Here is an 11,716-nt window from a genome sequence, read left to right as displayed (position 1 = left end):
GGGGGTTAACTCCCCCGTGTCCCGCGCCGCACTGCCCTAAGCAGCATCGCGCTCATCTCCGCCTCGCTCGCCGCAAAGCTGCGCGCATCTGTCGCCGTCACGTTGAACGTCACGTGGACCCCGCCGCCACCGCCGGCGACGCCGAGCCGTCCATCCGGCCCCCGCGCCAGCGGCATGATCGCCTCCGGCCCCGCCTCGCCAGCCAGCCCCAGCGCGCCGCCCAGCGGAAAATAGGTGGGCGTCGCAATCACCCCGCCCTTGGCATGCGGAATGATCGCTGGATTGAGGCCGGCAAAGAGCCCCTCCAGCGCATTGCCGGCCAGCGTCTCCAGCGGCTTGAACGCCGCCTTCAGCGCCATATCGGCAAATGCCCGCCCCACACCAACGATCACCGACTCCAGCGATTTCCCATCCGTCAGCGCACTGCGAAAGCCCGAAGAAATCGACCGCGCCACCCCATCCGCCAACGAATGGATACGCTTGATCTCGACCGACACGTCGCTCAGTTCGTCCTTGAAATCCTCGTCAAAGAGATCACCTGCCATCTGGAAACCTCTCCATCAAAGCCTCGAGCCCCGGCCGATCCAGCGGCCCGGCCCTGTCGCCCACCACTGCGCCCCAGGCCGCCGCCAGTTCGCGCGGGCTCATCTTCCAGAAAGCTTCGGGCGGCAGTTTCAGCACGCCCAGCCCGAATTGCATCGCGTCGCGCCAGGGAAAGGGTTTCATGCCGCCTCCCCAAACGTCGCCTGCAACAGCCGCACGGCAATATCCGCCACCCCGCGCAATCCGCCTTCGACGCTCATCTGCGCCAGCTCGTCGTCAGAAATGGCATTGCCACCCCCGCGCAACCCCGCCCCGATGATCACAGTCAGATCCCGCGCCGAAACCTTGCCGCCGGCAAAGCGCTCGGCCAATCCCGCCAGATCGCCAGCGCCAAGCCGCGCCTCCAACTCCGCCAGCGCCCCCAGCGTCAGGCAAAGCACCCGCGTCTCGCCCCCGATCTCGGCGGCGATCTCTCCACGATGAATATTTGCCATTGGTCCCTCAGATCGCCGTGAAACTGACTTCCCCGGCGCTTTCCAGCGCCAAGTCAAACGTCACTTCGCCCGCATGGTCTGCCGAAAACTCCAGCGCCACGATCTGGAACGCCCCCTCCACCGTGCCGAAATGCGGCAGGATGAGCTGCCAGTTGCGGATGGTCCCGGCAAAGAAAAGGCTCCGGATGAGCCCATCCGAAGCCTGGTCCTTGAACACGCCCGAGCCCGAAACCGAAGCCCGCTTCACCCCGCCGCCGGTAAGCAGTTCGCGCCAGCGCCCGGCGCTTTCCTGGTCCGTCGTATCGACGCTCGCCGCATTGAACGCCAGGCTGCGCGTACGCAGACCCGCCACCGTCAGAAAACTACCCGACCCCGTCTGGTCGAGTTTTAAGAGCATATCCTTGCCACTCTGGGCTGCCATTTTGTCCCTCGCTATTCGGTAAGAAATCGCAGCAAAACCGCCGCCCGCGCCTGCCCCGTCGCCGCATCGATGACCGTCTCGGTCCGCACATGCTCTGCCAGCGTCACCGCCAGCCCCGCCGGCGTCAGGCCCGTCCGCACCGCCATCACCCGCTCGGCAATCGCCAGCGCCGCCTTGCGGCTCGGCCGATCCGCCCAGCAGTTTACGAGCACCCGATGCTCCTGCCCCGGCGTGCCATCGCCATCCACCTGCCGGATGTCGTGCCGATCGATCACCACATAGGGCGCTGGCCTGTTCTGCGGCGGCGCGTCGAATACCCCCGACGCCCCCACCAGCGCGGTAAGCGCCGCATCTCCTTCCTGCGCCGCAACCAGCGCCGCCTGCAAATTGACGATCGGATGGGTCATCCCGTCACCTGCGTTTCGCTGCAGGTGCAGGAGAGGTACGCCCGCCGCCCATTCAAATCAGCCGCGCTCACCACATCGAGATTGCGCCCGCGATAGACCACGCGATCCCCCGGCCCCAGATCAGGCCGAAACCGCAGCACTACTGCATGCGAGATGGCCACGGCCCGCCCATCGGCATTGGTCCCCTGCCGCCCGGTCAGGCTCCGCACCCGCGCCCAGGCATTGCCCAGCGGCACATAGAGCCGCCCATGCCCGCCCTCCGCCTCGGCCACGCTTTCGCGCCGCCGAAGCTGCACCCGATCGGTCAGCGTGCCGATGGGCGGAAGTTTCTCGCTCACAGCCGCACCCGCTTGTGCGCCGCCACCAGCCGATCAAATCCCGAAGGCACAACCGAACCCGCCCCGGCAACGATCACCGCATCGCGATGCTCATGCCAATGCGCCACCAGCCCCAAGAGCGCCTGCCGCAAATCCGCGGGCACCTCCTCGGGCTCGGTACCAAACCCGGCGACATAGTCGATCTCGATGCCCTGCCGTTCCTGCAGCGCCGGCATGCCAACCACCACGCGCGGCACGATCAGCCGGTCCGGCTCCGAGCCAAACTGATCGAGCGCAATGTCATGGCTCGCCCCATTGCCATCCGTCGCCGAAATTTCCGTCACCGCAATCAGCGGCGAAACCGGCAGTTTCACCACCCGGCTTTCCGGCCAATCGTCGAGCACCACCCGCCAGCTCTGCGCCAGCAGCGCCTTGCCGGTAATACCCTCAATATGTAGCCGCGCCGCCCCGATCAGCGTCGTGATCAGCCCGTCTTCCGCCGCATCGTCGACCTTGAGGAAAGCCTTGGCCTCGACAAGCGAAACCGGCTCCTCGGCGGGCCCCGCCAGGAGATAGGAGGTCATTGTTTTGGTCCTTGGATTTGTTCACCGGCAAGCACCGGCCTTCCCCTCGCCCCTTGAGGGAGAGGGACAGACCAACTTTGCGTTCAGCAAATTGGTCAGGGTGAGGGGTATCCATCCTCCGCAGAGGAGCGCATTGGGGCGCTGAAAGAATACCCCTCATCCGCCCTTCGGGCACCTTCTCCCTCAAGGGGAGAAGGCAAAGGAGTCGAAGCCTCAGCTCACACCAAACTTCAGCAGCTTGATCGCATCATAATCCGCAACGCCGCCGCCCACGCGCTTCGTCGTGTAGAACAGAACATACGGCTTGCTCGAATAGGGATCACGCAACACGTTCACCCCCTGGCGATCGACAATCAGATAGCCCCTGCGAAAATCGCCAAACGCCACCGAAAGCGAATTGGCGCCAATGTTGGGCATGTCCTCTGCCTCAACCAGCGGAAAGCCCATGAAGCTGGCACGACCATCCGCCGTCGCCGAAGGCTGCCACAGATAATTGCCGTCGGAGTCCTTCAGCTTACGCAGCGCCCCCTGCGTCTTGCGGTTCATCACCCAATTGGCATTCTGGCGATAGCCAGCCTTGAGCGCATAGACGAGATCAATCAGCACATCGCTGCCATTGCTCGCCGGCAGCGCGCCCGAAGTCCCCGTCGCCACATAGCCCAGGTTCCCCCAACTCCAGCTACTCTCGGCCACCGGCGTCGAGGCCAGAAAACCCTTGGGCTTATTGGTGCCATCGCCATTGACGAAAGCCGTGGTCTCCTGCGCCGCAAAGGCCGCATTCACCTCGTCGGCAATCCACTGGCCGACATCCACAGCCGCATCGTCGAGAAAAGCCGTGGTCGCCGCCGGCATGGCATAGAGTTCGGTCGTCGGATAGCTCAGTTCCGCCAGCGTCTGGCTCGTGGTCGTCGGACGGCTCGCCGCCTCACCCACCCAGCCCGTCTGCGGCCCGCTCACCGTAATCGGGCGCTTGTAGACCGAGGCCGAAACCTGGCGCACACCGGCAATGGCGCGGATCGGCGAAATCCCCGTCATCAAACGGGTAATTTCCGTCTCGACCTCGGCCGGCACCACATAGCCGCCATCGGCGCCGACACCCACCTGCAGCGCCTTTTCCTCGCCGCGCTTCACATAGGCGGAAAAGGCCTCCTTATATTCGCCATTGGGCACCGCGCCCTTGCCCTCGAGCGCCGGACGCGCCCGCTCGGCACTGACGCGATCGAGCGCCGCCTTGTGCCCATCGAGCACGGCATTGAGCCTCTCAAGCTTGCCTTCCAGCAGGCCATCGGCCGAACCGCGCTTTTCGATATCCTTCAGGCGCTGGTCATTGGTGCGCTTGAATTCCTCGAACGCGGAGGAAAATTCGTTGAACAGCGCGGCAACGTCAGTCCCCGCGCCGGCCTTGGTTTCAAGGCCGTCGTCAATCCGATCCATGTCGGCATCCTTCTATCGGTTACGGATAGTTCTCGTAGCGGCCGCAATGGCGGCGCCGGCCGAAACGGGGGCGGCAATCCGCGCCGCCTCCATCATCGGAAAGGTCACGATCGAAATTTCATAGAGATCGATCTCGTGCAGCAGCCGGTTCCCCGCCTGCCGGCTGGCTTTCACCGTGCGAAAGCCGATGGAAAGCCCATCGAGCGCCTCGGCCTCGATCAGGCGTTTGAGCGCATCCGCACGCGGCACACCGGGCACCAGCCGCCCACGCGCAAACAGCCCATGAGTGTCCTCGCGCAGCTCCTCCCAAAAACCCACCGGTTCCTTAGGATCGTGCTGAAACAACAGCCGAATGCGCCCCGCGCGGCTCTTCAGGCTCTTCGCAAACGCCCCCGGCAAGACAATATCGCCGCCGCTATCGAGCCGGTTGAACACACTGGCATAGCCGGCAAAGCGCCCATCGGCATCGACGGGAATTGGCCCCGCCATCAGCGTTTGCTCCCCGCCCTGCCCTGGGGCTTCGCCACGGGCCTCCCCTTGTCGGCCAGTGTCCCCGCCAGGTTCCAGGCAAATTGCCGAAATGTCTGCTGCGCCGTTTCCCGGCTTTGCTTGTCCGCCATTCAGTCGTCCCCCTTGCGAAACAGCCTGTTCAAAGAGGCAATTTCGGTCACGAAATCATTGAAGCGCCTATTGGCCGAAGCCATTTCCTTGAGGCTCCAGACCAGCAGCGCACTCGCCCCGCTCGCCCACAAAAACAGCGCCAGATGCGCGAGATCCCCGCGCTCGATAATGGTCTTGGTGAGGTCGTCCATCGCGGTCCTCCTGGGCAATAAAAAGCCCGCCGGAGGCGGGCCGAAAGGTGTGGGCAAAGCTGCTGGTCAGTTCTGACCGGCAGGCCCAATAGACAAAAGCTCATAACGTTCGCTGGCTATGTCGATGATGTAGTGCGCATTTGGGGCCCAGATAAATTTCGGCATGAACAGAAATTCTGGCCCATTTGTTGGAACGGCTCGGGCCCATACATCGCTCAGCCCATCTGGATTGACAGAATGGCGGGAATATCCGGGCCGAAAATCCAAAGGCGTCGTTCCATCAGCCTTGGTGAGGCTCGATGTATAGGCCATCCCAAACACCTCGTCGGGGTGCCGCGGCCTGAAGCGCGCCCACTCGCTAAGGAGCAGCGGCCTCGCACGCTCGGCAACCGAGATCTTCGTGATGAGCAGCATTTGCTACTTACAACCCAGCATTGCCTTTCGCGAGCTATTGATCAGGGAGCAAGTGCGACTCAAAAAATGCCCTGTAGGTCTGGAGAAACCGAATTTCTGCCTCGTTCAGTTTGGTGTCCGGATATTCCAGATTAGAGCCCATTTTGCGATCCAGCTCTATCCCCACGCGACGTTTGTCCGCGGGCAGCGCTGCTGTGGAAACGATTTTGACGTAACCGCCGTCAGAATAAATCTGCGTCATCCCGTTGCGGTCGAACCTAAATTTCATTTGGGTAGTCACGTGACGTGCCGAAAAGCCGCTCGGGTCGGCGCGGTAGACGAGAAGAAGCTTTTCCTGACCGCCCGCTCCGAGGCCAAAAACAAGATCACCAACCTGAATGGCCCTCAGAGCTTCTATTCTTGATGACATAACTGCCTCATCGAGTTTTTGGATCGAAGCCACTCAGCGTTTTTTGCTGCTCATCTTGCGGTAGACTTTCAATGCCAAGGATTTTCAAAGCACACGCCCTGCAGAGATTTTTCCCGAAGATTTGAAACATGCCAGTAGTGCCAAATGTGCCACCAAGCTGGCAACCGCTGGAAAAGCCGTCACAACGCGGGCCGGCAATAAGAGTACGCTCAGTTTCGCGCGTAGTACTAACGATGCTCAGATCGTCAATCCACTGACCACCTTCAGAAGTTCCACTCGGAGCCCGAGGCTGGTCCGAACGATAGCGCCTTTCAAGCTCACTTAGAGCTACGTCAATCTTAAGAGATAACGTTGCGATCCAGATTTCAAGACCGAGAGTTTTGAGCTGCGATGAACAGGTCTGGTGCATTTATGTCCCCACCCCAACCATCTCCCGCTTCTCCGCATCACTGAGAAAATCCGCGCCCGCCACCCGCGCCCAGAGCGCCGCGCGGTCCTCGGCCAGCGCTTCGACCTCATCGAAGTCCGGCACCACTTCCGCGCCTTCGAACGCCGGCCCCAGCCACAGGCTCAATTCCTGGCTCACCCGCACCACCAGCGGCACCAGCGTTTGCCGCCAGAGCGCCCGGTTAGCCTCGGCCAAATTCGCATAGGTATTGTCGCCGGGAATGCCGAGCAGCATGGGCGGCACTCCGAAGGCCAGCGCGATATCGCGCGCCGCCGCGTGTCGCGCTTCGATGAAATCCATCTCGCGAGGGCTCATGGCGATGGCCTTCCAGTCGATCCCGCCGTCGAGCACCATCGGCCGCCCGGCATTGGCGGCGCCGGAAAAGTTCTCCTCCAGCTCCTCTTTCAGCCGCCGAAACTGCTCTTCCGTCAGCGTGCCGCCGCCGGCCGAATAGACCAGCGCCCCGCTCGGCCGCGCCGCATTGTCGAGCAGCGCCTTGTTCCACTGGGCCGAGGCATTGTGAATATCGAGGCTCGTCTGCGCCGCCTCCAGCGGCCCCATCCCATAGTGGTCGTCCATGGGGTGAAACAGCGCCATGTGCAAAATGCCCGGCAGCGGCGCGCTTTCCTGCGAAATCCGCACCGTCTTCCCGCCCGCCGTATAGTCATAGGCCACCGGCCAGCCATCGCCCCCGGCCACCACCCGCATGCGATCGGGCCGCAAGACGAACAGCGCCTTCACGCCCCCGTCGACGATGCCCGCCTGTAGATAGGCATTCCCCGCAGTCTGCAAATAGGCATAAACCGCCTCCAGCATTTCCGCGCCCGATTGCCGCCCATTGGGCCTCTGCAACAGTGCTTTCAGCGGATGCTCTGAAACCACCTTGCCGTCGACCCGGACCGTAAGCGGCACCCGGTTCGCCGTCTCGGCAATCAACCGCACACAGCGATAAACCACCGGATTGCGCATAAATCCCTGGCTGACAAGGCTCGCATAGCCCCGCCCGCTCCACTGCGCCGGCCCCAGCGCACTCAGCGTCATCAACGTGTGCCCGGAAAAATTCTTGGTTTCGCTGGCCGTGTTCGTCCGTCCGCCGAAAAGGCGGTTCATCCAGTTCGGCATTTTTTGTTCCTCTATCTCGCCCCAGCCACCGACTTCCCCTCGCCCCTTGAGGGAGAGGGACAGACCAACTTTGCGTTCAGCAAATTGGTCAGGGTGAGGGGTATCCCTCCTCCGCCAGAGGAGCGCGTTGCACGCGCTGAAAAAATACCCCTCATCCCAACCGAATTCGCATTTGCGAATTCGGCGCCCCTTCGGGGCACCTTCTCCCTCAAGGGGAGAAGGAAGATCAGCGCTAAACCCAGCGCACCCGCGGCCCCACGCCCTTCAGCAGCAGTTCCGTCAGCGCCCAGACCAGCGCATCCACCCGGTCCGGCGAATGCCCATCGGCCTTGCCGTCCGGCCCAAAGGCACAAAGTTCATCCTCGAGCGCCGCCAACCCCGGCACGTGCCCCACCAGCCCGCGCCCATAAAGCGCCGCCACCGGCTCCGCCCGCAGCCATTTACCGCGATTTGCCCGCACCTCGATCACCGGCACCGAGGTATCCACTTGCCCAATCAGGTTCTTCACCAGGTCCCCGCCCTGATTGACCTCAACGACAATCGCATCGGCCGCATGCGCCTCGAACGCCGCCACCGCCCGTCGCGCCCAGATCAGCGGCGCCACGCCTTTGAGCGTCGCGTCCTCCAGCACCACGGCGCCGTCCCCGCTCCGCCCAGCCACCACGATCCCGCAGGCATCCGAACGCGCCGTTCCCGTCACCGGCGGATCGACCGCCACGACGATACGCCCATCGACCGGCCCGCCCTCGCAAAACATCCCGCGCTGCCAGAGCGCATCGGGCCGATCCTCAATGAGCTCGCCATCCAGCTCCTGCCGCCCAAGCACCGTACCGCGATAGCGTGCTACCACGGCATCGAGAAATTGCGGCGCCAGCTGCGCCTGGTTCTCCACCGTCGTCATCCGCACTGTCACCGTATGCGGATCGGCCAGCAATCGCTTGATCAGCCGCGTCGGTCGCGGCGTCGTCGTCACCAATTGGCGGGGCCGGTCCCCCAGCCGCAGCCCGAACTGCAACTGGTCGAACGCCTCTTCCGCATGGGGCCATTTGCCGGCCTCATCGCACCACGCGGCGGCAAATTGCGGCCCGCGAAACCGCTCCGGGTCCGAAGCCGTCATGATCCAGGCTTCCACCCCATTGGGCCAAACAAGCCGATTGCCACCGCGCAGGATCGGCCTATCGTCGTCCGGATGCACGGCAATGATGCCGCTCTCGCCGCGCACCATGATGCTCAGCGCCTCGGTCATCGTCTCGCCCACCAAGGCAATGGGCGTCACCCTGGCCCGCGCCAGTTCGCGCACCCATTCCGCCCCGGCCCGCGTCTTGCCCGAGCCGCGCCCGCCCATCAGCAACCAGGTGGTCCAGTCCCCCGGCGGCGGCAATTGTTTTGGCAGGGCCCATTTGTGCCAGTCGAAAAAGCGCTTTTCGGCCTCTTCATCGGAGAGCGCCGCGACCTCTTCCGCCAAGGTTGCCATTCCGATCGAGCCTCCCCAGCCACCACGTCATTCCCGCGAAAGCGGGAATCTCCTCTTGTGTGCCGGGATTCCCGCTTTCGCGGGAATGACGCCGGGGTACGGCGATTACCGCGCCTTGAACTGCTCCATGCGTTTCACCAGTTTGGCCCGTAGGTCCGTCATGTCCTTGCGGCTCGCCGGCTCGACATTGGGCTTGGCCGCCCCGAGCTCGATCAGCTTGTCGAGCGTCTTCACCTGCGTTGCCAAAACATTGGCCTGTTTGTCGATCGGCTCGTTCACCGCCGCCTCCAGCTTTCTGATCTGCTTGTCGAGCACCTTGAGCATGCGCGCCACAAGGTCCGCCTGTTTGGGCACCCTGGCCCGCGCGCTCAGCCAGCCTTCCATTTCGCGGCGATAGCGCAATTGCGCCACGCTGATCCCATGCCGCCGACAGATCACTGTCGGCAGAAACTGGCGACCCTCATACTCTTCGCGAATGGAGGCCCAATCCGGCATTGCCGTTTCGCTCATGGCTGCTGCCTCCGCTCTATCGAAACCCAATTGTTCGACTATGCCTGAAGACTAGCAGATCACCGTGACGCGGGGATTAGTTGGATAAGTTGGATAAGTTCAGGCGCCGAAAACGCGCTTGGCTTCCATGGCAAGCCCCAGCCCGACTGAGCCGAGCACATCGGTACGCACCACTTCCGCCTCGGGAAACAGCGCCTGCAACCGCCCGGCCACAGCCGGCACCAGCGTCGAACCGCCGGTCAGGATCAAGCTGTCAACCGCTTCGGCTTCCACGCCTGCCCGGCGCAGCGTTTCGCGAATGGTAGCTTCCAGCCGCCGGATCGAATCCGCCAGCGCCTGTCCCAGTTCCGCCGCCGTAATCTCCGTCGAAATCGCGCGCTCGCGCACCGGAAACACGAATTGCGTCATCTCCGCATCGGAGAGCGCAATCTTGGCCTCTTCCACCCGACCGATCAGCCGGTGGCCCAGCCGGTCCTCAACCAGCATCACCATGGTTTCCACCATGTCCGGTTCGGCCGCTTCCCGCACCGTCGAGCGCAGGTCGCGCATCGCCTTGGCGTCATAAAGCCGGTTGATCCGGTGCCAGGTCGAGAGATCGACATAGGGAGCGACAGGCAGATAGCGCTTCCCGTCGCGCGTTTCCGTGCCCAGCCCCAATTCCGGCATCACCTTGGCCATGGCCAGCAGCCGGTCGAAATCCGTGCCGCCGATATGCACACCGGCCGTCGATAGAATGTCGCCGCTGCGATCCGCCAGCCCGCTGCGTTCTGGGGAAACCCGCACCACCGAAAAGTCCGAGGTACCGCCGCCAAGGTCGACGATCAGCGCCAGCTTTTCCCCGCTCACCTGCCGCTCATAGTCGAGCGCCGCGGCAATCGGTTCGAACTGAAAGGCAATGTCCTTAAAACCCTGCGCCCGTACCGCAGCTTCAAGCTGCCCCTGCGCCTCGGCATCAGCCACCGGGTCGTCATCGACGAAATGCACCGGACGCCCCATCACCACCTGGGTCAGCTCCCCGCCCAGTTCCGCCTCGGCTCGCCGCTTCAATTCGCCGACAAAACTGCCGATGATTTCCCCAAAGCCTAGCCGCCGCGCTTTTACGCGCGTCGTATCGCCAAAGAGTGCGGTGCCCAACACGCTCTTGAGCGAGCGCATCAAGCGCCCATCGGCACCTGAAACATATTCGGCCACCGCGGCGCGCCCAAAATAGAGCGTGTCGTCTTCAAAGTTGAAAAAGAGCACGCTGGGAATCGTCCGGCTCCCGCCCTCGAGCGCCAGAAGATCGGGATGCCCATCGGCGCCGACGCGTCCGAGGGTCGAATTCGAAGTGCCGAAATCGAGGCCACAGCCAAGCGCCATCTGAGCCATCCATATCCAGGGAAAGGCGCGCCAAGCGCGCGGGGACGGCCCCTATAGGGGGTTAGGGACGGATTGGCAACTTCGAACCATGCCGCAGGCCGCCCTACACAGAGGGGAGCCAATACTAGCCTACCCCGTCCGTCGTCATTGCCGGGCTTGTCCCGGCAATCCATCTCGCCTCCGCATGGACTATCGGGACAAGCCCGGTGGTGACGATCACTCATAAGTCTTGGTTGAGGTGTAGCGAGCGAAGCCTTCAGAGAGCCCCTTACGCCGCCACTTCCCGCTTCTCGCTCACGCGCATATCGGCGATCTCAAGCCGCCCGAGCCCGCGACGTTGCGCCTTGCGCAGAGCCATCTTGGCCGTCTCGAGCACGTCCTTGTCGAATGGCGGCTCGGGATTGACCACGGCAAGCCCCGCACCCAGCGTCACTGCACCGGCATGGCTTTCCTTGTTGACCAGGCCCTCGCGGCGCACCGCCTGGTTGATCTTGTTGGCGAGATCACGCCCCATCAGCATGGGCATGTCGGGCAGGACCAGGAGAAAACCGCTCTGTCCCAGGCGCAGGCAACAGTCTTCCTCGCGCTTCAGCAGCGAGACAACAATCCGTTCCAACGTTTCAAGGCAGTCTTCGGCGGCGTCGCGGCCATAGGCGGCGAGATATTCGCCAAAGCAGTCGATTTCGAGCGCCACGACACAGAGCGAAACATTGCGTTCCGCTGCCAGCATCCAGGCCCTCTGCAGCTCTTCCTCGATCGGCCGCGCCGCCGAATGTCGTTTGGAACTGCCCTCCGGCGACATCGGCCGCCGCGCATCCCGCCTCTCCGCGTGACGTCCGAGCAGGGATCTAACCATCTGCCACAGCCCGTCTTTTTGGAAAGCTTCGGTCATGCTCATTATGCCCGCCCCCGGCGCAGTCTTCTTGCTGCCCGATCTGGTCACACTATAGTTAATGAGAAGTTACTAT

At 63.2% G+C, this 11,716-nt stretch carries 18 protein-coding genes; all 18 read right to left on the bottom strand.

Features of this window, described 5'->3' with window-relative positions:
* Positions 1–5: 5 nt before the first annotated feature.
* The 18 genes from J7557_RS06305 to J7557_RS06220 all read right to left on the bottom strand — a co-directional run bounded on the left by J7557_RS06305 (position 6) and on the right by J7557_RS06220 (position 11,640).
* Entirely contained in the window at positions 6–545 is a 540-nt protein-coding gene (locus tag J7557_RS06305; protein ID WP_291418462.1) for a phage tail tape measure protein, read from the bottom strand.
* On the bottom strand, positions 535–726 hold the full coding sequence (locus J7557_RS06300) for a rcc01693 family protein (RefSeq protein ID WP_035086598.1): 192 nt from the start codon (positions 724–726) through the stop codon (positions 535–537). The genes J7557_RS06305 and J7557_RS06300 overlap by 11 nt, the downstream gene beginning before the upstream one ends.
* Positions 723–1,037, bottom strand: a complete 315-nt coding sequence (locus tag J7557_RS06295) for a gene transfer agent family protein (protein WP_291418459.1) — start codon at positions 1,035–1,037, stop codon at positions 723–725. Before J7557_RS06295 ends, J7557_RS06300 begins: the two co-directional genes overlap by 4 nt.
* A gap of 7 nt (positions 1,038–1,044) precedes the next feature.
* Positions 1,045–1,458 (bottom strand): phage major tail protein, TP901-1 family, encoded by a 414-nt coding sequence (locus tag J7557_RS06290; protein WP_291418456.1) that lies wholly within the window; start codon positions 1,456–1,458, stop codon positions 1,045–1,047.
* Between the two features lie 11 nt (positions 1,459–1,469).
* The gene (locus tag J7557_RS06285; protein WP_291418454.1) at positions 1,470–1,865 is read right to left on the bottom strand and encodes a DUF3168 domain-containing protein; all 396 of its coding nucleotides are present in this window, start codon (positions 1,863–1,865) and stop codon (positions 1,470–1,472) included.
* Entirely contained in the window at positions 1,862–2,203 is a 342-nt protein-coding gene (locus J7557_RS06280) for a phage head closure protein (RefSeq protein ID WP_291418452.1), read from the bottom strand. Before J7557_RS06280 ends, J7557_RS06285 begins: the two co-directional genes overlap by 4 nt.
* Positions 2,200–2,766, bottom strand: a complete 567-nt coding sequence (locus J7557_RS06275; protein WP_291418451.1) for a phage head-tail connector protein — start codon at positions 2,764–2,766, stop codon at positions 2,200–2,202. Before J7557_RS06275 ends, J7557_RS06280 begins: the two co-directional genes overlap by 4 nt.
* Before the next feature lie 213 nt (positions 2,767–2,979).
* Entirely contained in the window at positions 2,980–4,200 is a 1,221-nt protein-coding gene (locus J7557_RS06270; RefSeq protein ID WP_291418449.1) for a phage major capsid protein, read from the bottom strand.
* Positions 4,201–4,212: 12 nt separating this feature from the next.
* Positions 4,213–4,689, bottom strand: a complete 477-nt coding sequence (locus tag J7557_RS06265; RefSeq protein ID WP_291418447.1) for an HK97 family phage prohead protease — start codon at positions 4,687–4,689, stop codon at positions 4,213–4,215.
* A 131-nt stretch (positions 4,690–4,820) separates the two neighbouring features.
* On the bottom strand, positions 4,821–5,012 hold the full coding sequence (locus tag J7557_RS06260; protein WP_291418445.1) for a hypothetical protein: 192 nt from the start codon (positions 5,010–5,012) through the stop codon (positions 4,821–4,823).
* Positions 5,013–5,078: 66 nt separating this feature from the next.
* Positions 5,079–5,426: a hypothetical protein gene (locus J7557_RS06255; RefSeq protein WP_291418443.1), complete on the bottom strand. Its 348-nt coding sequence runs from the start codon at positions 5,424–5,426 to the stop codon at positions 5,079–5,081.
* Between the two features lie 34 nt (positions 5,427–5,460).
* On the bottom strand, positions 5,461–5,868 hold the full coding sequence (locus J7557_RS06250; protein WP_291418441.1) for a hypothetical protein: 408 nt from the start codon (positions 5,866–5,868) through the stop codon (positions 5,461–5,463).
* Positions 5,843–6,244, bottom strand: coding sequence for a hypothetical protein (locus J7557_RS06245; RefSeq protein ID WP_291418439.1), 402 nt, complete (start codon positions 6,242–6,244; stop codon positions 5,843–5,845). The genes J7557_RS06250 and J7557_RS06245 overlap by 26 nt, the downstream gene beginning before the upstream one ends.
* Positions 6,245–7,405, bottom strand: a complete 1,161-nt coding sequence (locus J7557_RS06240; protein WP_291418437.1) for a phage portal protein — start codon at positions 7,403–7,405, stop codon at positions 6,245–6,247. It abuts the gene before it with no gap.
* Positions 7,406–7,637: 232 nt separating this feature from the next.
* A complete protein-coding gene (locus J7557_RS06235; RefSeq protein ID WP_291418435.1) occupies positions 7,638–8,879 on the bottom strand; it encodes a terminase family protein in 1,242 nt (413 codons plus the stop codon).
* Positions 8,880–8,984: 105 nt separating this feature from the next.
* Complete coding sequence (locus tag J7557_RS06230; protein ID WP_035086610.1) at positions 8,985–9,389, bottom strand: hypothetical protein; 405 nt, start codon at positions 9,387–9,389, stop codon at positions 8,985–8,987.
* Between the two features lie 99 nt (positions 9,390–9,488).
* The gene (locus J7557_RS06225; RefSeq protein ID WP_291418432.1) at positions 9,489–10,748 is read right to left on the bottom strand and encodes an Hsp70 family protein; all 1,260 of its coding nucleotides are present in this window, start codon (positions 10,746–10,748) and stop codon (positions 9,489–9,491) included.
* 268 nt (positions 10,749–11,016) lie between these two features.
* A complete protein-coding gene (locus J7557_RS06220) occupies positions 11,017–11,640 on the bottom strand; it encodes a diguanylate cyclase (protein WP_291418430.1) in 624 nt (207 codons plus the stop codon).
* Between the last annotated feature and the right edge of the window lie 76 nt (positions 11,641–11,716).

This window comes from Devosia sp., from assembly GCF_017744655.1.
Classification (GTDB): domain Bacteria; phylum Pseudomonadota; class Alphaproteobacteria; order Rhizobiales; family Devosiaceae; genus Devosia.
The sequence above is the reverse complement of the archived record's forward strand: the minus strand, read 5'-3'. Positions and strand labels throughout refer to the sequence as shown.

Excerpts from the sequence above, each read along its gene's own strand:
- J7557_RS06305 (WP_291418462.1), bottom strand. The coding sequence starts at position 545 with ATGGCAGGTGATCTCTTTGACGAGGATTTCAAGGACGAACTGAGCGAC.
- J7557_RS06300 (WP_035086598.1), bottom strand. The coding sequence starts at position 726 with ATGAAACCCTTTCCCTGGCGCGACGCGATGCAATTCGGGCTGGGCGTG.
- J7557_RS06295 (WP_291418459.1), bottom strand. The coding sequence starts at position 1,037 with ATGGCAAATATTCATCGTGGAGAGATCGCCGCCGAGATCGGGGGCGAG.
- J7557_RS06290 (WP_291418456.1), bottom strand. The coding sequence starts at position 1,458 with ATGGCAGCCCAGAGTGGCAAGGATATGCTCTTAAAACTCGACCAGACG.
- J7557_RS06285 (WP_291418454.1), bottom strand. The coding sequence starts at position 1,865 with ATGACCCATCCGATCGTCAATTTGCAGGCGGCGCTGGTTGCGGCGCAG.
- J7557_RS06275 (WP_291418451.1), bottom strand. The coding sequence starts at position 2,766 with ATGACCTCCTATCTCCTGGCGGGGCCCGCCGAGGAGCCGGTTTCGCTT.
- J7557_RS06270 (WP_291418449.1), bottom strand. The coding sequence starts at position 4,200 with ATGGATCGGATTGACGACGGCCTTGAAACCAAGGCCGGCGCGGGGACT.
- J7557_RS06265 (WP_291418447.1), bottom strand. The coding sequence starts at position 4,689 with ATGGCGGGGCCAATTCCCGTCGATGCCGATGGGCGCTTTGCCGGCTAT.
- J7557_RS06260 (WP_291418445.1), bottom strand. The coding sequence starts at position 5,012 with ATGGACGACCTCACCAAGACCATTATCGAGCGCGGGGATCTCGCGCAT.
- J7557_RS06255 (WP_291418443.1), bottom strand. The coding sequence starts at position 5,426 with ATGCTGCTCATCACGAAGATCTCGGTTGCCGAGCGTGCGAGGCCGCTG.
- J7557_RS06245 (WP_291418439.1), bottom strand. The coding sequence starts at position 6,244 with ATGCACCAGACCTGTTCATCGCAGCTCAAAACTCTCGGTCTTGAAATC.
- J7557_RS06240 (WP_291418437.1), bottom strand. The coding sequence starts at position 7,405 with ATGCCGAACTGGATGAACCGCCTTTTCGGCGGACGGACGAACACGGCC.
- J7557_RS06235 (WP_291418435.1), bottom strand. The coding sequence starts at position 8,879 with ATGGCAACCTTGGCGGAAGAGGTCGCGGCGCTCTCCGATGAAGAGGCC.
- J7557_RS06230 (WP_035086610.1), bottom strand. The coding sequence starts at position 9,389 with ATGAGCGAAACGGCAATGCCGGATTGGGCCTCCATTCGCGAAGAGTAT.
- J7557_RS06225 (WP_291418432.1), bottom strand. The coding sequence starts at position 10,748 with ATGGCGCTTGGCTGTGGCCTCGATTTCGGCACTTCGAATTCGACCCTC.
- J7557_RS06220 (WP_291418430.1), bottom strand. The coding sequence starts at position 11,640 with ATGACCGAAGCTTTCCAAAAAGACGGGCTGTGGCAGATGGTTAGATCC.